This window comes from Haladaptatus sp. AB618 (assembly GCF_024136965.1).
Lineage (GTDB): Archaea > Halobacteriota > Halobacteria > Halobacteriales > Haladaptataceae > Haladaptatus.
The window spans coordinates 26,854-44,603 of sequence record NZ_JAMYJX010000011.1; the positions used below are offsets into that span (position 1 = coordinate 26,854).

Annotated in this window: 17 protein-coding genes; 8 read left to right on the plus strand and 9 right to left on the minus strand. The window is 62.6% G+C overall.

The window, feature by feature from the left end; all coding sequences use genetic code 11:
- Positions 1-48 precede the first annotated feature (48 nt).
- A complete protein-coding gene (locus NKF26_RS21790) occupies positions 49-480 on the plus strand; it encodes a DUF5796 family protein (RefSeq protein ID WP_253226096.1) in 432 nt (143 codons plus the stop codon).
- The gene (locus NKF26_RS21795) at positions 480-728 is read left to right on the plus strand and encodes a hypothetical protein (protein WP_253226097.1); all 249 of its coding nucleotides are present in this window, start codon (positions 480-482) and stop codon (positions 726-728) included. Before NKF26_RS21790 ends, NKF26_RS21795 begins: the two co-directional genes overlap by 1 nt.
- A gap of 35 nt (positions 729-763) precedes the next feature.
- Here the strand turns inward: NKF26_RS21795 and NKF26_RS21800 are convergent, their stop codons facing one another.
- The 3 genes from NKF26_RS21800 to NKF26_RS24245 all read right to left on the minus strand — a co-directional run bounded on the left by NKF26_RS21800 (position 764) and on the right by NKF26_RS24245 (position 2,146).
- Positions 764-1,678 (minus strand): cation diffusion facilitator family transporter, encoded by a 915-nt coding sequence (locus NKF26_RS21800; RefSeq protein WP_253226098.1) that lies wholly within the window; start codon positions 1,676-1,678, stop codon positions 764-766.
- 115 nt (positions 1,679-1,793) lie between these two features.
- On the minus strand, positions 1,794-1,937 hold the full coding sequence (locus NKF26_RS21805; protein ID WP_190303790.1) for a hypothetical protein: 144 nt from the start codon (positions 1,935-1,937) through the stop codon (positions 1,794-1,796).
- A 74-nt stretch (positions 1,938-2,011) separates the two neighbouring features.
- Entirely contained in the window at positions 2,012-2,146 is a 135-nt protein-coding gene (locus NKF26_RS24245; protein WP_256487797.1) for a hypothetical protein, read from the minus strand.
- Positions 2,147-2,223: 77 nt separating this feature from the next.
- On the opposite strand from NKF26_RS24245, the gene NKF26_RS21810 reads away from it, so the two are divergent.
- Complete coding sequence (locus NKF26_RS21810) at positions 2,224-4,368, plus strand: CDC48 family AAA ATPase (protein WP_253226099.1); 2,145 nt, start codon at positions 2,224-2,226, stop codon at positions 4,366-4,368.
- Positions 4,369-4,612: 244 nt separating this feature from the next.
- Positions 4,613-5,140: a type 1 glutamine amidotransferase domain-containing protein gene (locus NKF26_RS21815; RefSeq protein WP_253226100.1), complete on the plus strand. Its 528-nt coding sequence runs from the start codon at positions 4,613-4,615 to the stop codon at positions 5,138-5,140.
- Positions 5,141-5,177: 37 nt separating this feature from the next.
- Here NKF26_RS21815 and NKF26_RS21820 read toward each other — a convergent pair whose 3' ends face one another.
- Together NKF26_RS21820 and NKF26_RS21825 are read right to left on the minus strand one after the other, a co-directional pair.
- Positions 5,178-6,662: an HTTM domain-containing protein gene (locus tag NKF26_RS21820; RefSeq protein WP_253226101.1), complete on the minus strand. Its 1,485-nt coding sequence runs from the start codon at positions 6,660-6,662 to the stop codon at positions 5,178-5,180.
- 115 nt (positions 6,663-6,777) lie between these two features.
- Positions 6,778-7,419: a peptidase gene (locus NKF26_RS21825; protein ID WP_253226102.1), complete on the minus strand. Its 642-nt coding sequence runs from the start codon at positions 7,417-7,419 to the stop codon at positions 6,778-6,780.
- Positions 7,420-7,549: 130 nt separating this feature from the next.
- On the opposite strand from NKF26_RS21825, the gene NKF26_RS21830 reads away from it, so the two are divergent.
- Positions 7,550-8,623, plus strand: a complete 1,074-nt coding sequence (locus tag NKF26_RS21830; RefSeq protein ID WP_253226103.1) for a sodium:calcium antiporter — start codon at positions 7,550-7,552, stop codon at positions 8,621-8,623.
- A 17-nt stretch (positions 8,624-8,640) separates the two neighbouring features.
- Here NKF26_RS21830 and NKF26_RS21835 read toward each other — a convergent pair whose 3' ends face one another.
- The 3 genes from NKF26_RS21835 to NKF26_RS21845 form a co-directional block, all read right to left on the minus strand.
- Positions 8,641-9,732: a sodium:phosphate symporter gene (locus NKF26_RS21835; RefSeq protein ID WP_253226104.1), complete on the minus strand. Its 1,092-nt coding sequence runs from the start codon at positions 9,730-9,732 to the stop codon at positions 8,641-8,643.
- A gap of 168 nt (positions 9,733-9,900) precedes the next feature.
- Positions 9,901-12,738 carry a DEAD/DEAH box helicase gene (locus NKF26_RS21840; RefSeq protein WP_253234877.1) on the minus strand — a complete coding sequence of 946 codons (2,838 nt, stop codon included), beginning with the start codon at positions 12,736-12,738 and terminating at the stop codon, positions 9,901-9,903.
- A gap of 74 nt (positions 12,739-12,812) precedes the next feature.
- Positions 12,813-13,769, minus strand: a complete 957-nt coding sequence (locus NKF26_RS21845) for an NADPH:quinone reductase (protein WP_253234878.1) — start codon at positions 13,767-13,769, stop codon at positions 12,813-12,815.
- A gap of 52 nt (positions 13,770-13,821) precedes the next feature.
- On the opposite strand from NKF26_RS21845, the gene NKF26_RS21850 reads away from it, so the two are divergent.
- From NKF26_RS21850 to sucD, 3 genes are all read left to right on the plus strand, one after another.
- Positions 13,822-14,496: a glycerophosphodiester phosphodiesterase gene (locus tag NKF26_RS21850; protein ID WP_253226107.1), complete on the plus strand. Its 675-nt coding sequence runs from the start codon at positions 13,822-13,824 to the stop codon at positions 14,494-14,496.
- Between the two features lie 160 nt (positions 14,497-14,656).
- Positions 14,657-15,799, plus strand: a complete 1,143-nt coding sequence (gene sucC, locus NKF26_RS21855) for an ADP-forming succinate--CoA ligase subunit beta (protein ID WP_253226108.1) — start codon at positions 14,657-14,659, stop codon at positions 15,797-15,799.
- Entirely contained in the window at positions 15,796-16,665 is an 870-nt protein-coding gene (gene sucD, locus NKF26_RS21860; RefSeq protein ID WP_066146076.1) for a succinate--CoA ligase subunit alpha, read from the plus strand. Before sucC ends, sucD begins: the two co-directional genes overlap by 4 nt.
- A gap of 367 nt (positions 16,666-17,032) precedes the next feature.
- Here the strand turns inward: sucD and NKF26_RS21865 are convergent, their stop codons facing one another.
- Complete coding sequence (locus NKF26_RS21865; RefSeq protein ID WP_253226109.1) at positions 17,033-17,734, minus strand: molybdopterin-binding protein; 702 nt, start codon at positions 17,732-17,734, stop codon at positions 17,033-17,035.
- Positions 17,735-17,750 lie beyond the last annotated feature (16 nt).

The following is a 17,750-nucleotide window of genomic DNA, read 5'->3' on the forward strand; positions in this document are numbered from 1 at the left end:
TTGATCCGGAACGCGGGTCTTTTCCCCCTCTCCGACCAACCGTTGGACATGAGTGTCCGCAACGACGTTTCCCCCGACACGCTCGGTATCGAACTCACCGAGGACGGTATCGTCGTCGAATACAAGGACGGGCGTGAGACCTTCTACCACGGCGTTCCGAGGAAGGTGGACGGAACGCTCCGAACCCAACCGGGTAAGCTGGTGCAGGTGCTCGTCACCGATCCGACGGAGACGGAGGGCGTCATGACCTACGTCAACGATCGGGATACGCACGATGACATCCTCGAAGAGACCGGCGTCGGCCGAGTCATCCTGGAACCCGGAGAGGAGGCGGAACTGTTCCCCGGGGTGGCGGTCCACTCGGACGGCTACGCCGTCGAAGTCGAGGCCAGCCCGGAGATCGCGCGAGGCCGCGTGTTCCTCTTCGAGGAAGATGCGATGGGCGAACGGTCGTTCGAGTTCGTGGAAGAGGACGACTGATGCCGCTCGCGAAGCGCTGGCAAGCACTCGACAGGGGAACGGTCGCGGGCACGCCGGAACGCTGGGCGATGTACGAACTGGGGAACGACGGTGAAATCGTGGAGATCGGCGTCGGCGTCCTGCGCGACGAACTGAAGACGGCGTTGACCTACAGCGACGCGACACAGGTTCGTTGGGAGACGTGCCAGTCGCGGGCGCAAGCCGAGGAGTTGGCCGCCGAACATCGGGAACGAGCGGAATTAGACTGATTCGGCGGTTTGCCGAAGCGGAGCGGTTTTTCCGGTCAGTTGATGGGTGAAGAGCTGTGTTGTTCCTCGGCGTCCTTCCACTCGCCCAGTCCCTCCGGGTCCAAGTGGATGTGAACGTCGCCGACGTCGTCGCGCGAGACGAGGTCGTTTCTGAGTTCGGTTTCGATGTCGTGGGCTTCGATGAACGTGTGGTCGGCCGCGACTTCGGCGTGGAATTCGACCTCGTAGACGGTTCCGGCGTGGTACGCGGTGAAATCGTGAAGACCGTGAACGTCGTCGTGGGAGAGGATTTCGTCCCGGATGTCGTCGCGAACCGGCTTCGGTGCGGCGGTGTCCACGAGGTAATTGACGTTCTCCCGCGAGATTTCGACGCCTTGGTGGATGACGAGCAGGCTCACCAGTCCCCCGGCCAGCGGGTCGAGGACGGGAAACCCACCAGCCATTCCCGCCACGCCGATGACTGCCGCACCCGTGGTGTAGAGGTCGTTCTTGCTGTCGGCGGCGAGCGCGGCGAGACCGGCGGACTCGACGTTGCGATTGACCCGTTTCGTGTACCAGTAACAGAACGCGCGGTCACAAAAGGCGAAGGCGAGACCGGCAACGAGGGCGATGCTGTAGGTAGATTCAGGTGCCGAAAGGATGGTTTGACCGGCGTCGTAGAGCAGTTTCAATCCGAGGAGGACGAGCGTGCCGCCGACGAACAGGGCGGTCAGCGGTTCGACCCGGTCGTGGCCATGGGGATGGTTCGTGTCCGGACCCTCGAACGAGAGGCGACCCCAAACGAGCACCACCGCGCTGGCCAGCAAATCGGCCACCGAGTGGGCGGCGTCGGCGACGAGCGCGAGACTCCCGAAGGTGAGTCCGACGCCACCTTCCACCACGATTTTGAGGACGTTCGTCAGGACGTTGGCCCACGACGCTTTGAGAAACTCCTTCCGGTGGTCACCCATTCGTTCTTCCGTGGGGGTCGCGAGGTTAAGAATATATGGATTAGGGCTGACAAATAACTGTTTTAGATTGAGTCTAAATCACATGCCCACACGAGACATGGACGTCGAACCCCCACTACAGTCGACGTGCCATCACCACGATACCGAGGACGATGAGGGCGATTCCCCAGTAGAGCGAGTCGAAGGGGAGGACCTTCAACAGGAGCGTGACGACGCCGGAGGTGAACAGCGACCAACCGATGGTAGTGTTGTATCCCATAGAAGCTACACGGTCACGAATCGTTTCAAGCTATCGGCAGTGAGAAAATCAGGCCGGACGAACCCCTCTTCCTTTCACTGGATATAAGTGGGGTCTTCCGCATCGCAGTTCTCCTCGTGTTGTTCGGCGTCGCTCTGGTCGTCGAACATCAGTCCGCACTGCTCGCACTGGTACCATGTCGTGTCGTCTCGCTCGGTTCGAGCAACCATAATTGTACACTCGGTAGCATCGGACAAAGGGGTTTCTGCGGGAAACCCTGAAGACGGTCCGGTGACGAGTAGGGAATATGACGAAAAAACCGACGGTTGCGCTCACCGTCAGGGGCGCGGAAAAGCGCGACGGCGGACGGGGTATCGCCCGAATCGCCGACGCGGCGCGACAGAAACTCGGCGTGCTGAGCGGCGATACGGTCACGGTCGAAGGCGACGGGGCGACCGTGGTGAAGGTCTGGCCCGCTTCGAGTACGGTGCCGGAGAACACCATCCAGATCGACGCCGAGACGCGGACGAACGCGGGGGTCAGAATCGGTGACGAAGTGTCGGTGTCTCCGATTTCGGTCTCGGACGCGGATTCCATCACCGTCGTTCCGAAGGCCAACTTCTCGATGGACGACGTGGACACGCTGGAGCGAGCGGTGAAACAGGAACTGCTCGACCGCCCCGTTCAGTCCGGTGAGCAGGCGCGAATCGAACGACTCGGCGACGCCGGACTGTTCGTCGTATCGCGGACGAACCCCGGCGGAACCGTCCGCGTGACGAACGACACGGACGTGAAGGTCTCACTCTCGAAACTGACCGAATCCGTCTCGACTCCCCCGTCTAATTCCAACGATTCGACGGACGTGACCGGTGCGGCTTACGAGGACATCGGCGGACTGGACGAGGAACTCCGTCGCGTCCGCGAGATGGTCGAACTGCCGTTGTCGAACCCGGAACTGTTCCGCCGGTTGGGCATCGACCCGCCGAAAGGCGTCTTACTCTACGGGCCGCCGGGAACCGGAAAGACGCTCATCGCCAAGGCCGTCGCCAACGAGGTCAACGCCCACTTCGTCTCCATCTCCGGGCCGGAAGTGATGAGCAAGTACAAGGGTGAGAGCGAGGAGCGACTCCGCGAGATATTCACCGAAGCCAGCGAGAACGCACCCTCGATAATCTTCTTCGACGAGGTGGACAGCCTCGGCGGGAAACGCGACGAGGAGAGCGATATGGAAAATCGGTTGGTCGCCCAGATGCTCTCGCTGATGGACGGGTTGGAATCCCGCGGCGAAGTCGTCGTCATCGGCGCGACGAACCGCGTGGACGCCATCGACCCCGCGCTCCGCCGTGGCGGCCGCTTCGACCGCGAGATCGAGATCGGCGCGCCGGACGAAGGCGGCCGACGGGAAATCCTTGAAGTCCACACCCGCGGCATGCCGTTGGCCGACGACGTGGCCGTCGAACGACTCGCCGCGACGACACACGGGTTCGTCGGTGCCGACCTCCACACGCTCGTTACGGAAGCGGCCATGGCGGCGCTTCGCCGGGCACGTGACGACGGTGCGGACGACGACGCACTGCTCTCGGTCGAGGTGACCCGCGGCGACTTCAACACCGCGCTCGCGAGCGTCGAACCGTCGGCGATGCGCGAGTTCGTCGCCGAAGCACCCGAAATCTCGTTCGAGGACGTTGGCGGACTGAACGAGGCCAAGCGGACGCTCATCGAGGCCGTCGAGTGGCCGCTCTCGTACTCCAACCTGTTCGAGGCGACGAGGACGGAACCGCCGAGCGGCGTCCTGCTCTACGGGCCGCCGGGAACCGGGAAGACGCTTCTCGCCCGTGCACTCGCGGGCGAGAGCGACGTGAACTTCGTCTCCGTCGCCGGGCCGGAACTGCTCGACAGGTACGTCGGCGAGAGCGAGAAATCGGTTCGCGAGGTGTTCGACAGGGCGAGACAGGCATCCCCGGCGATCGTGTTCTTCGACGAGATCGACGCGCTCGCGAGCCAGCGCGACGACTCACACGAGGTCACCGAACGCGTCGTCTCCCAACTCCTGACCGAACTGGACGGGTTGACCGAAAACCCGAACCTCGTCGTCCTCGCGGCGACGAACCGCCGCGAGGCCATCGACCCCGCGCTGTTGCGTCCCGGGCGACTCGAATCCCACATCGAGATTCCGGGGCCGGACGAGGAGGCCCGGCGCAAAATCCTATCGGTGCACGCGGGGGACAAACCGCTCGCGGACGACATCGACCTCGATGCACTCGCGACGGAGTTGGACGGGTTCACCGGTGCGGACATCGAAGCGCTCGTCCGGGGTGCCTCGATGCGGGCCATCCGCGAGGCTGCGGACGAGTGGACGCCCGAAGAGGCGAACGAACGGGCGGACGAAATCGTCATCGAACGGAAACACTTCGACATGGCCCGCGAGTTCGTTCAACCGACGCTCAAGTAGCAGTTCTGACGGGGGTTTTCGGGTGGACCGATCGTTCGCCAGGGATTTGTGAACGACCGAAAACTACAACCGCCACAGTTACGGCTGTAACGAGGAATTTTCGGGGTTCCCTCTCCAGTGCCGTTGTAAATTCGCCCCGTATCCGCCGTCCGAAACGCTGCCCGTTCGGACGGTCGATGCTGGATGTGTCCCTGCCTGTGTAGCCATCACCCTTACCCGACACCGTGACGGAGGACCGTGTGCCATGCGCGCACTCATCATCACCGGAAACGGCGTCGAGGACAGCGAGTTCAGCTATCCGTACTACCGATTGCAGGAGGAGGGGATGAACGTGGACGTGGCGACCCCGGACGGTGGGTCCTTCGAGAGCAAGCACGGGCAGGAGTTCGAAGCCGCGGACATCTCCATCAACGATGTCCGGTCCGACCGCTACGACCTGCTCGTCCTCCCCGGCGGGCGCGCACCCGAGAACATCCGACTCGAAGCGTCGGGGGTGGGAGACATCATCCGCGGGTTCGACGACGAGAGCAAACCCATCGCGTCAATCTGCCACGGTGCACAACTGCTCATCACCGCCGACGTCCTCGGCGGCCGCGAAGCGACCGGCTACTGGTCGATCCGTGACGACATCGAAAACGCGGGCGCGGCGTTCGTGGACGAGGAAGTCGTCGTGGACGGCAATCTCGTCTGCTCGCGAAACCCCGGCGACCTCCCGGCGTTCATGCGGGAGACGCTCGCGAACATCGACAAACTGACCGACGCGCCCGCGTGAAGTCGAACCACGAGCACGTCACACCAGCATGAGCACATCACGCGTCACACGACCGATTCGTCAACTTGACCCGCTCGGTCGGTTCCGGGCCGTCGAGGTTGGTCGGTTGGCGGACGTAGTACACCGAGACGTTGACGAGGTTATCCTTGTGGTTTCGGTTCCAGCGCTGGCAGACGTAATCGGCGAATGCGGGACGGAGCGATTCGTAGCCGGGCAGTTGGAGGTCGAGGAGATACACCAGCCATCGATGGCTGGGAAAACCCATACTCCTGCCCGAGGGGCGACTCCAGCGGACGGCTGACCGGTGGAACGCATCGACGTGGGTTCCGGATTCGAGCGTTCCGGGAACCACGTACCAACCGTCCGTTTGCCGCGGTTCGGGAGCGAACATACTCCATCGGTGTTCGGCCGGATTCACGACGTCGTTCACTTGGTCCGGCGTCTGGACGTAGCCGAGCGTCGCGGCGTTCCAGACGAGCACGAACAGCAGGAGACCGGCCACGACGAGCGGGACGATTCGGCGTCCCGATTTCGAAATCGCGGACGGGACTCGAACGAGCGAAAATTCGGGGAACAACTGCCGACACCGATTTTCGAGGCGAGCCATTCGGCGTGAGTTTACCATCGGTTCGGTGAACTCCGCGGCCGTATCCCAGACGACGCTCGGAAGGAAAAGGAGCAGGGCCGTGATAGAAATCAACGGGAACAGGCCGAGACGCATCGTCAGAAACATCCCGAAGTGCATCACGATGAACATCGATGCGAACACCGCGCGTGACCAACCGGTGAGGAGAATCAACAGCACCGACGCCACGACGATTACGAGCCACAGTCTGTCGAAGGCGTCGAGGGCCGTCGGATAGCTCGAGAGAAACTCCCCGAACCGCGTCAGGACGTTGTGGAGGCTGAACACGTACCGGACCGCAACGCCGCGCATCCATAGGTCGCCACGGAGCTTGAACAGCGCGTTGACGGTGTAGACGGTCACGACTTGGAGCAGTATCCCCGCGGACGCGAGACTGACGACGCGTCGTCGGTGCCCCTCACCGTGAAGCGAATCGACCGAGAAGCGCTCCCCGAGCGGTAGGAAGATGCTCCACAACAGGAGCCGTCGAAGGATGGAATCCCCTGCGTTCAGCAGGACGGGGTTCCGGGCGTGCAGCGAGACGAGCAACACGAACGAAATCGCCGTCGCCAGTCTCGTCCGGTAGCCGAGGAGCAGGGCGACGGCGAAGATTCCAGCGACGACGAACAACGTTCCTTGGAACCACGTCGCTCCCGAAAGGGCGTGAATCGAGAGCCGGGAAAGGCCGGAAAATCGCGCTCTGAGCAGCGAACCCGGTAACACGCCGGAATCGGTATAGAACGCGACGAGATTCTGCGATCGGAGGAGTAAATCCGCGAGCAACAGTACACCCAAGGAAATCCGAAAGAGAGCGAGCGCCCGTGTGTCGATTCCGATTCGACGGGCGAGCGCAGCACGCCCACGAGTACGAACCCCCTCGACCGCAGATATATCCATGGCCGGGAATTTTATCGAATACGTATAAGTCTTCTATATTTCATTTAATGGGTCGGTTGCCGTCCATTCGTGTGAGAACGGAGTCTCAGTATGTCGTCAAAAGCGTTCGACCCACTCACCTCGAAAGCGTCACGTCGAAAACTCGCCGAATGGCATCGACCTGGATCGACAGCGGCAAACTCGGTTGTACCGACGCGCCGCTGGTTCCGTCCCCGTCCCGTGCGTGCGTGGCCGCCTGCTCCGGCGTGCAGGGCAAGTGGACGAATCCCATCGGAACGTCCCGACCCTCCCGCTCCAGATACGCCCGCGTCGAGTACAGCGCGTTGTTACAGAGGTGCGTTCCAGCCGTGTTCGAGACGGCCGCCGGAATCCCAGCGTCGAGCAGGGATTCGACGGCGGGAACGACGGGGAGCGTGGCGAAGTAGGCCGCGCGGTCGTCGCCGTCGATCCGTTCGTTTCGTGGCTCCACGCCCGCGTTGTCCGGCGTGCTCCCGCTGTCGTTGACGTTGATTCCCACGCGTTCGACGGTGATTCCCGGCCGTCCTGCCGCGAGGCCGGTGGCGACGATTGCGTCCGGGTCGTGGTCCTTGATGTGTGCCTGCATTTCCTCGGCGGCGGATCCGAACTCGACCGGGAGGACTTTCCCGACGACTTCGTGGCCCGCGATTTCCTCGCCGTCGAGTTCGTTCGCGACCATCTCGCTCGGGTTCTCGTCGTCGCCGCCGAACGGTTCGTAGCCCGTCAGGAGGAGTGTCATGAGTGGTTGGTTTTCGCGGGAGCGGCTTAGTTGGTCACTTCGCGGAAACGGAGGCATCCCGTCCGTTTGCCGCTCCGACCGTCCGGCACACAGCGTTTATACGACGCTGGGTCGACACTCATCCCGTCAGATGCCGTTCGGTGAGATGACCGGGTATGCGGTCGTCGGTTTCATCGCTATCGTTTCCCTGATACTTTCGGCGCAGGTCGTCGTTCGAAAGCTGGTACGGGTGGCGAAGTACTACCAGATATCGGAGGTCGTCATCGGAATGACGGTCGTGTCGATCGGGACGAGCCTTCCGGAAATCGCGTCACACCTCGTTGCGTCGTATCGGATCGTCTCCGGGGTCGGGCAACCGAAACCGGTCTCCGCGGCAGTCCTCGGCGGTAACATCGGGTCGGACGTCGTCCAACAGACGTTGGTGCTGGGACTGGTCGTCCTAACGGTCGGCGGACTTCGATTTTCGCGTACGTTCCTGCTTCGGGATTACGTCCCGATGATCGGGACGACGCTGATCACGTTGGCGCTCGCGTGGGACGGCATGTTCACGCGAGTGGACGGCGCGCTGTTGGTCGGGTTGTTCGTCCTCTACATGTACTTCCTGTACACGACGCGGAACGAGATCATACAAGAGCAGGGTACCGGTCCGCCGTCCGAAAATCCGTACCGGGACCTGTTCGTCGCCTTCGTCGGGCTGTTGGCCCTCGTCACCTCGGCACACTTCCTGTTCCGAAGCGTCGAGTTTTTCGTCAGCCGAACCGCGCTCGCGGGGTCGCTCATCGGCGTGCTCGTGCTCGGTATCGGTGCGGCGTCCCCCGAGATGACGACTGCCATAACGGGGTTGCGAGAAGGCGCGGAGGGAATCTCGCTGGGAACGCTGATCGGAAGCAACATCACGAATCCGTTGTTGGGCATCGGTCTCGGCGCGCTCATCTCGACGTATCACGTTCCGAAACCACTGATATACTGGGACCTCCCCATGGAGACCTTGACGGCGGGTATCCTGCTCACGTATCTACTGCTGAAGGACGACCTCGGGAAACGGTTGGGAGCCGTCGCCAGAAAACTCGGCATGGACCGAGCGGCGATTCCGTTCGAATCGGTCGAGGAGCGCCATCTGGGACGCGTCGGTGCCCTGCTGTTGATCTTCCTCTATTTCGTCTACCTCTACGTCAGAATCGTCCATTTCCCCCGCGATTTCTGACCCCGGAAGGGGTGCCGTCATCCAAGGAGGATGAGCAACAACGGAACGAGGAGGAGGGAGACGAGAAAGCCGATGAAGTAGGCGACCGTCCCGATGAGTTCGTCCTGCATCGTGTCGATGAACGAGGTGTAAATCGGGTACGTCACGAGCGAGAGGAGCGTTACGACGAGCCCGATGCTCAACAGCAGAACGACGGTCATCACACCGGTTGAGGTTTGGAGGGCGAACGCGACGATGAGGGTATCGAGCAGGGTACCGATGTTCGCCCCGAGGATGTACGGGATGATCTCGTCGCGTTTGATGTGTCCACGGTTGTAAAGCGGGACGATCACGCCCAGTGAGAATGCGATGCTCGTCGTCAATCCGGTGATGATGAGTCCGATTCCGAACGAGACCCACTTGTTCCCCAAACGGGAGAGGTATCGTCTCCGGAGTCGCTGCTTGTCGAAATCCTTCAGTATCCGGTCGAACAGCCGCAGGCTCAGGAGGATACAGGCGATCGCCACGAGGAAGGCGATTCCCGCCCCCAGAACCTCGATGAGTCCCTCGGTTACGATCGAGAAAAAGGAGGGGTTCGATAGCTGCGTCGCGGAAACGTCCCTGCTTACCGGAGCCGTGGTGCTAACGAGCGGCATCGAGAGATAGCCGAGAACCATCACCGGGAGGTAGATGGTGTACGTGAGCAGGAAGGTGAGCAACCCCATCCGCACGGATTCCCGGAGCGAGTCGCTTTCCGTATTGAGGTAATCGAAGGCCCCGATGAAGATGACGATGGCGGCCGCACCGAGTCTTGACCCGATTATCATCAGGTACAGCTGCGAGGAAACGATGACGTGCGAATTGAACAGGGTAAGGGCGAGCGCGGCGACGATCGAACCGTTCGCGAGGACGTACGAGGCGAACCAACTGGCTCCGAGAGCCGGAACGTCTCCGACGACGACTCGACCCAGATTCTGCCGTAAAAACGGTGCCAACGCGTCGGTTGTCGCACCCAACAATCGAACGGCGAACAGGAACAGTGCGACCGCTGCGAGCACTTTCAACGACAGTACGACTCTGGACTGTCCGGCAAGCCGGTCAGAAATGGCATCCCTGCTAATGGTCCCCACCGCTAGAGTCTACTTCCCGTATCGTCTAAACGATTTTCTCACGTTTCTGGTGGGAAAGATGACAAAATAACTCCCTCCCCTGAGGAGAGATTTACCACCGCGGGGAGACGATTCACGAACGAGCGTTCGGTGTCGGGGGTTTCCGGCGTGACCTGCAGAAAAGCCCGGTCAGTCCCAAAACGCCTGCGTCCGGGCGTACTGCCGTTCCCGGGCCAGAATATCGCGGTAGAAGTCGTCCTCGTCCTCACGCAGTTTGGCGATGATGCGCGCCGCGTTCTGTGGGCCGACGCCGCGGGCGGCCAGCGCGATGACGGCCTGCTTGCCGTGACTCTGAACCAGATTCGCCGCGTTGTACGCCCGCCGCGTCATCTTCTCCTGTTCGTCGTCCTTCTCTTCGGCTCGAACCGCCGTGACCACCTCGTCGGCCCACGGGTTGAGCGCGGCGACGCGGGTCGAACCGCACTGCACGCATTTGGGCTGGTCGTTGATTTTCTCGACGGTCGTCTTGCGTTGCCAGTCCTGACAGTGCAGGCAGAACAGGAGGACGCGGTCGTTTCGAATCCGTTCCTTGACGGTCTTGATGACGCTCGCGTCGGCATTTTCGGGCGCGAGCAGTTCCCTACCCGAGGAGCGCCCGCCGCTTCCGACGGGAGTTCGCCCGCCGGTCGTGACGACATCGATGTCGCCCGCGTGAATTCCGCGCAGGATTTCCTCGGTCGCATCGACGGCGAGGTCGTCGTGGAACACCTCCCGGACCGCCTCGTCGTACATGGGCGTGTCCTCCAGCGCACCGAGCAGGCGACCCATCGACACCGGTCCGCGCCCCTCCCAGCGGTTCAGCGACCCGAACTTCGCCGCGACCTGCGCGAGCGTGAACTTCAGCGTGTCCGAGTGCTTCAGCGAGAGTTCGATGAGCGGGCCGACGTGCTCGGGGTCCGTCTCGTTGAGGACTTCCACGACTTCGTGACCATCGACCTTTCCGGGCACGTCCAACTCGATCCGATACGGGTCGATCTCCATTCCGACCGAGGACCCGGTTCGCTGGCCGACCAGCGACGAGAGCATCCGTCCGAGCGTCTCGTTCACCTTGTGGCCGTAACAGGCGTTGACGACTATCTTCCCGGCGGCGAACTCCACGACGATTCGGTCGGCCGTCGGAATCGGGGATTCCGTCTCGGCCTGCCGATCGAGTTGCGACAGCGCGGATTCGGCGGTATGCTGGTCGGTCGAATAGCGGTTCGTGAACTCGCGGGCGACCCCCTCCATCGGTGCGCCGCGTTCGAACTGCGGACCGGCAACGGCGCGCATCTCGCCGACCTCTTGGGCCACCTCGAACGGCACGGGAATCTCTTCGCCGACCCACGACGGAACCTCGCCGCCGGGGTCCTCGATGGGCGAGACGTTCACCCTGCTCTCGTCGTCGTCGATTTCGGCGATGCGCCACATCTCGCCGCGTTGGATGAACACCTCGCCGGGTTCCGCGAAGTTGACGACGAACCGTTCATCGAGGGTTCCGATTTGCGACCCGCTGGCGATGTCGTGAACGGTGTACGTCTCTTCGTCGGGAATCATCGACAGGTTGGCGTAGAAGTACTGCCACGTCTTGCCCGACTTCTCGATTTGGTCGTCCTCCTCGTTCAGCCAGACCAACCGGTTGCTCTGGACCTCCCGCACGACGCCCTTGAACGTCTCCTCGTCCAGATCTCTGAAGGGGTAGGCCCGCGTGACGATATCGTACGCTCTCCGGGCGTCGATTTCCCCGAAGTCCATGACGAGGCCGACGATTTGGTTGGCCACCGTATCCAGACTCGCGTGGTGGATGTGGGCCGGTTCCACGTCGCCGTCGGTCGCCCGCCGTGCGATGGCCATCGCCTCCAGCGCGTCGTCCTCGTTCGAGGTGACGATGGTGCCGTTCGACACCTCGTCCATGCGGTGGCCCGCGCGACCCACCCGCTGAAGCAAGCGAGCGACTTCACGCGGGCTTTGATACTGGACGACGTGGTCGATCCGACCAACGTCGATGCCCAGTTCCATCGAGGAGGTACAGAGCAGGGCGTCGAGTTTTCCGTCCTTGAAGCGGTCCTCCACGTCGATTCTGGCCTCCTTCGAGAGGCTACCGTGGTGGACGCCGATATTCGTCCCGAGTTCCTTGAACCGCGACCCGAGCGCCTCGGCGGTCTGGCGCGTGTTGACGAAGACGAGCGTCGAGTCGTGGGTCTCGACGATGTCACGAATCGCTCGGACGTGACTGGCGATGTCCGGGTTCGTCATCAACTCGCCCGCCAGTCGCTCGTCTTCCTCGCTGATCTCGGGTTCGTGCACCCGGAAATCCACCTTGCTCCCGGCGTCCACCTCGATGATTTCACAGCCCCGATTTCCGGTGAGGAACCTGCCGACCTCTTCCGGGTCGCCGACAGTCGCCGAGAGGCCGATTCGCTGAAAGTCGCCCGACAGTTCGTGCAGACGCTCCAGTCCGATGGTCAACTGTGCGCCGCGCTTCGCGCTGGCGAGTTCGTGCACCTCGTCCACGACGACGTGATGGACGTCCTCCAGTGCCGTCCGCAACTTCGACCCCGTCAGCATCGCCTGCAGGGTTTCGGGTGTCGTCACCAGTACGTCCGGCGGGTCGTTCGCCTGCTTCTGGCGCTGGTAATCGGTCGTGTCGCCATGGCGCACGTCGATGTCGATGTCGAGCGTGTCACCCCACCACTCCAGTCGCTCGCGCATGTCGCGGTTCAGCGCCCGAAGCGGCGTGATGTACAGTACCGAAATCCCAAAGCGTGGCTCCGCCTCCACTACCGCATCGAACACCGGCAACATCGCTGTCTCGGTCTTCCCGGTCCCGGTCGGCGCGATGACGAGTCCGTGCTTCCCCTCGGCGAGGGGCGGAATCGCGCGCTTCTGGGGTTCGGTCGGCGTGGAGAAACCTCTCACCGAGAGCGCCGCCCGCACCTCGTCGCCGAGTCGCGCGAAGGCCGCAGAACCCACGGCCCGCCTGTCCTGCATCGTATTTCGGTTAGGGAGCGAAGCGAATTAAGCGCGTTGCCCGCCCCGTTCTATTCCCGGATTTTCGTCGATTTCTATACTTCGACGACCAATTTTCCGAGGAAGCTCTTTTCGAGCACGTCGCACTGTGCCTCGTCCACCTCGGAGAGCGAGTACGTTCCGGCGATTTCGGGGACGACCTCGCCGTCCGCGACGAGGCGGGCCAGTCGTTCGAGCACCGCCGAGATGTCCGGCGTGTTGAACATGCTCATCAGCGTTATCGTCAACTCCTTCGAGCGCGCGGCGGAGACGTTCTCGAATCCGGCCTCGGCGTCGGTGTTGCCGATGCCGACGATGCGCGCGCCCAGCGCCGCCACGTCCGCGTCGAACTGGAGGTAGTCGTCCAGTCGATGGTCGAGAATCACGTCAGGGTTGCCCGCCTCCTCGACTGCTTCCGCGAGGTCGTCCCGGTGGTAATCGAGGACCGTATCCGCGCCGACGGCTTCGAGGCGTTCGTGGTACTCCTCGCTCGCGGTGGTGACGACGCGCGCCCCGGTGGCGGCCGCGAGTTGCACGGCAACGTGTCCGACGCCGCCGCTGCCACCGTGGACGAGGCAGGTTTCGGCAGGTTCGAGGTTTCCGTGGTCGATGAGCGCCCGCCACGCCGTGACGCCGACGAGGGCGACCGCCGCCCCTTCGTCGAACCCGACGCCATCGGGGAGACGGGCGACCGTGTCGGTCGGCGTCGTGACGTACTCGGCACAGGTTCCCTGTCGGCTATTTCCGAGACCGGTTCCGAAGACGCGGTCGCCGACGTCGAACGCCTCGACTTCGTCGCCGACGGCCTCGACCTCGCCCGCGAAATCCGACCCCGGAATCCACGGCAGGTCGCCGGGTCGATACGATCCCTCGCGGAAGTACGTGTCGACGGGGTTGACCGTCGCGGCGCGAACCGCAACGAGGAGTTCGTCATCCTCGGGTTCCGGTCGGTCGATCTCTTCCACCTGTAGCACGTCCGGGCCGCCGTGTTCGTGATAGCGTACTGCTCGCATGTGAAGGGCAACGAAGGGAAGGAAAATAAGTCCGCAGGGGTGAGTTGTGGGTATGTCTACATCGGATTCACCACAGCACATCGCCCATCGTGGTTTCGCCGACGACTACCCGGAGAACACGCCCCTCGCGTTCGAGAACGCGGCAGCGCACGCGGACGTGATCGAGATGGACGTTCAGCGTTGTGGATCGGGCGAACTCGTGGTTTTTCACGACGCGAAACTCGGGCGGCTGACGGACAGCCATGGGACGGTGCAGGACACCCCGTGGTCCGAGCTTCGGGAACTGACGATACTCGATTCCGACGAGACCGTTCCGCGACTCGAAACAGCGCTCGACGCGGTTCCGGACGGGACGGGGATCAATCTGGAGCTGAAACACGGCGGGATGGCGGAGCGAGTGTTGGACGCCGTTGCGAGCGTGGACAACGACGTTCTCCTGTCGTCGTTCGATTCGCAGGTGCTTCGGAATCTCCGAACCTTCGACCCCGAGGTTCAGTTGGCCTACATCAACCAGCGCGGCCCGAACTGCATCGACACGGCCGTCGATCTGGACTGTGCTTGCGTCCATCCCAAACTGGACATCTGTGATTCGGAATTCGTGGACCGAGCACACGACGCCGGACTGGCGGTGAACTCGTGGACGGTGCGGGAGGAATCGGAGGCGACCGCGCTCGCCGAGGCAGATGTGGACGGTATCGTTTCCGACACGCGGAGCGTCTTCCGATAGCTATCACGGGAAACGGCCCCCTCGAATGTGACAATGTCACATGGTGTACGTCACATAGAATTGTCTGCAGTTCTGAATGCGATTAAAAATGTGGTTTCGGACGTAACCTTGGGTGTGAACCGTCGGGATTTAAGCGGCGTGGCAACTCCCTTTCGAGTGCATGAGGCTACACGAGTACCAGGCGAAGGAGGTGTTCTCCGACGCGGGAATCCCGACGCCGGATTCAGCGCTTGCGGAGAGCGTTGACGAAGTCGTCGAAGCGGCGGAGGACATCGGCTACCCTGTCGCGGTAAAGGCGCAAGTACACGTCGGCGGTCGCGGAAAGGCCGGCGGCATCAAACTCGCCGAGGACCGCGAGGAGGCCGAAGAGGCCGCAGAGGACATTCTCGGAATGGACCTCAAAGGGTACACAGTTGAACAGGTGTTGGTCGAAGGGGCCGTCGATTTCGTCAACGAACTCTACGTCGGCGTGACGATGGACCGCGGCGAGGGCAAACCGGTCGCCATGGTCTCCACCAAAGGTGGCGTGGACATCGAGTCCGTCGCCGAGGAGACGCCGGAGGCCATCGCACGGGAGCACATCGACCCGGCGTTCGGGATGCACCCGTACCAGGCCCGCAAGGCAGTGTTCGACGCAGGCGTCGACAAGGAAATCGCGATGGACGTCGCCAGCGTCCTCACGACGCTGTACGACCTCTGGTCGGACAAGGACGCGAGTGACGCGGAAATCAACCCGCTGATGGTCACCTCGGACGACGAGGTCATCGCGGCCGACGCCGTGATGAACATCGACAACGACGCGCTGTTCCGTCACCCCGACCTCTCCGAGATGGAGGAGGACGCCTACGAGGACGACCTCGAACGCAAGGCGGGCGAGTACGGCTTCGACTACGTCCGACTCGACGGCAACGTCGGTATCATCGGCAACGGTGCCGGACTGGTCATGACCACGCTCGACCTCGTGGACTACTACGGCGGCACGCCCGCCAACTTCCTCGACATCGGTGGCGGCGCGAAGGCCGAGCGCGTGACCAACGCGCTGGACATGGTGTTCTCGGATGAGAACGTCGATTCGGTCGTCTTCAACATCTTCGGCGGCATCACCCGCGGTGACGAGGTTGCCAAAGGTATCAACGAGGCGCTCGAATCGCTCGACGAGATTCCGAAACCCGTCGTCGTTCGACTCGCCGGGACCAACGCGGAGGAAGGAATGGAAATTCTGAACACCGACCTCGTTCAGGTCGAAGCGACGCTCGAAGACGCGGTTCAGCGTGCTGTCGAAAACGCGGAGGACAAACAATGAGCATTCTCGTAGACGACGACACCCGAGTGGTCGTCCAAGGTATCACTGGCGGCGAGGGTAGTTTCCACGCCGAACAGATGATGGAGTACGGAACGAACGTCGTTGCCGGTGCGGTCCCCGGCAAAGGCGGGCAGGAAGCACACGGCGTGCCCGTTTACGACACTGTGCACGAAGCGGTCGAGGAAGAGGACGCCGACGCGTCCGTCATCTTCGTCCCACCGGCGTTCGCGGCCGACGCCATCTTCGAGGCGCTCGACACGGACCTCGACCTCGCGGTCGCCATCACGGAAGGCGTCCCCACACAGGACATGTCGAAGGTGTACAAGCGCCTCTCGGAGACCGACACGCGACTGCTCGGTCCGAACTGCCCCGGCATCATCACGCCGGGCGAATCGAAACTCGGTATCCTCCCCGGCAACATCTTCGAGTCGGGTAACGTCGGTCTCGTCTCCCGCTCGGGGACGCTGACCTACCAAGTCGTGGACAGCCTCACCCAGCGCGGCATCGGGCAGACCACCGCCATCGGCATCGGCGGCGACCCGATCATCGGCACGGACTTCATCGACGCCCTCTCGCTGTTCGAGGACGACGACGACACGGACGCCGTCGTCATGTGCGGTGAAATCGGTGGCGAGGACGAGGAAGAGGCCGCCGCGTTCATCGCGGAGAACATGGACACGCCGGTCGCTGGCTTCATCGCAGGCCGCACGGCCCCGCCAGGAAAGCGCATGGGCCACGCGGGCGCAATCGTCTCCGGCAGCGGAACCGGTACCGCGGAATCCAAGATCAACGCGCTCAACGACGCGGGCGTCCCCGTCGGCGACACGCCGGAAGAAGTCGCTGACAACATCGAAGACTTCCTGTAAACAGGGAGTTTTCTAGGTTGCGGATTTTTGTTTCCAATTTTTCCGTCTCGGGTTACTCCGATAACGAGGATATGTTCTTGTCCGTAGAATAGCGAATTAGAGCCAGCAGCGATCGTGAGATCCCGGTCGTTTTCTCCATAAAATAGAGGTCGTGGTCGAACGTCGATCGAAAACTCTCGCTCATCGAGAAAGTCCGAACGGAAACGACTCGCCGCGGGCGCGAGGGGTAATTCTCAAATCTTAAGAGACAGGGACGACAACCGGCGGGTATGATTCCACTCGAAGCGGTTCCCGCAAACTCGGCAGGCATCGTCGTTCTCGTCGTCGGACTGGCAATCACGATTGCGTGGATCGCCTACTTCTACCGTTAGGCGTCCGTCTCGTCCGGCGCTTGGACTCGCTCGCGTAACCACTCGACTGCGTTTTGGACGGTCGCTTCGTCCGTCCCCTCGATCTTGACGCGCACGTAGTCGCCCGGATAGCTCCCGACTTTCACGTCGAATCGCTCGCGGAGTTCCTCGAATCGGTCGATGAGCGCGCTCTCGGGTTCGCCCGCCGCGACGGTGCCGGTGAAATAGGGGTCTCCGTCGAACTCGTCGGCGATTCGCTCGAACATGGCGTGCATCTCGTCCGGCACGCCGGGCAGGACGTAGATGTCCTCTATCTCCGCGCCGGGAGCGACGCCGACCTCGTTCGGGAGCATGCGTGCCCCCTTTGGAAGGTGGGCCGTTCCGGTCGTCAGATCGGCGTGTGAGTAATCCGAGTGCTCTTCGATCCACTGGACGGCTTCCTCGTGTTCCTCGACGGGGACGCCGACGGCCGCCGCGATGCCCTCCATCGTCAGGTCGTCGTGGGTCGGCCCCAGACCGCCGGTGACGATCACGGCGTCGTACTCGGCGCGGGCCTCGTTCACGACGCGGGCGATGTCGGCCACGCGGTCGGGGATGACGAACACCCGTTCGACGGTCACGCCGCGCTCGGTCAGTTGCTCACCGATCCAGGCGGCGTTCGTGTTGACAGTGTCTCCGGAGAGGATTTCATCTCCGACGGTTACCAACGCAACTCGCATACCCGAATCGTAGGCG

What these genes read in the sequence shown, in the direction of transcription:
- NKF26_RS21790 (WP_253226096.1), top strand. Translation starts at nt 49, where the DNA reads ATGAGTGTCCGCAACGACGTTTCCCCCGACACGCTCGGTATCGAACTC.
- NKF26_RS21795 (WP_253226097.1), top strand. Translation starts at nt 480, where the DNA reads ATGCCGCTCGCGAAGCGCTGGCAAGCACTCGACAGGGGAACGGTCGCG.
- NKF26_RS21800 (WP_253226098.1), bottom strand. Translation starts at nt 1,678, where the DNA reads ATGGGTGACCACCGGAAGGAGTTTCTCAAAGCGTCGTGGGCCAACGTC.
- NKF26_RS21805 (WP_190303790.1), bottom strand. Translation starts at nt 1,937, where the DNA reads ATGGGATACAACACTACCATCGGTTGGTCGCTGTTCACCTCCGGCGTC.
- NKF26_RS24245 (WP_256487797.1), bottom strand. Translation starts at nt 2,146, where the DNA reads ATGGTTGCTCGAACCGAGCGAGACGACACGACATGGTACCAGTGCGAG.
- NKF26_RS21810 (WP_253226099.1), top strand. Translation starts at nt 2,224, where the DNA reads ATGACGAAAAAACCGACGGTTGCGCTCACCGTCAGGGGCGCGGAAAAG.
- NKF26_RS21815 (WP_253226100.1), top strand. Translation starts at nt 4,613, where the DNA reads ATGCGCGCACTCATCATCACCGGAAACGGCGTCGAGGACAGCGAGTTC.
- NKF26_RS21820 (WP_253226101.1), bottom strand. Translation starts at nt 6,662, where the DNA reads ATGGATATATCTGCGGTCGAGGGGGTTCGTACTCGTGGGCGTGCTGCG.
- NKF26_RS21825 (WP_253226102.1), bottom strand. Translation starts at nt 7,419, where the DNA reads ATGACACTCCTCCTGACGGGCTACGAACCGTTCGGCGGCGACGACGAG.
- NKF26_RS21830 (WP_253226103.1), top strand. Translation starts at nt 7,550, where the DNA reads ATGCCGTTCGGTGAGATGACCGGGTATGCGGTCGTCGGTTTCATCGCT.
- NKF26_RS21840 (WP_253234877.1), bottom strand. Translation starts at nt 12,738, where the DNA reads ATGCAGGACAGGCGGGCCGTGGGTTCTGCGGCCTTCGCGCGACTCGGC.
- NKF26_RS21845 (WP_253234878.1), bottom strand. Translation starts at nt 13,769, where the DNA reads ATGCGAGCAGTACGCTATCACGAACACGGCGGCCCGGACGTGCTACAG.
- NKF26_RS21850 (WP_253226107.1), top strand. Translation starts at nt 13,822, where the DNA reads ATGTCTACATCGGATTCACCACAGCACATCGCCCATCGTGGTTTCGCC.
- sucC (WP_253226108.1), top strand. Translation starts at nt 14,657, where the DNA reads ATGAGGCTACACGAGTACCAGGCGAAGGAGGTGTTCTCCGACGCGGGA.
- sucD (WP_066146076.1), top strand. Translation starts at nt 15,796, where the DNA reads ATGAGCATTCTCGTAGACGACGACACCCGAGTGGTCGTCCAAGGTATC.
- NKF26_RS21865 (WP_253226109.1), bottom strand. Translation starts at nt 17,734, where the DNA reads ATGCGAGTTGCGTTGGTAACCGTCGGAGATGAAATCCTCTCCGGAGAC.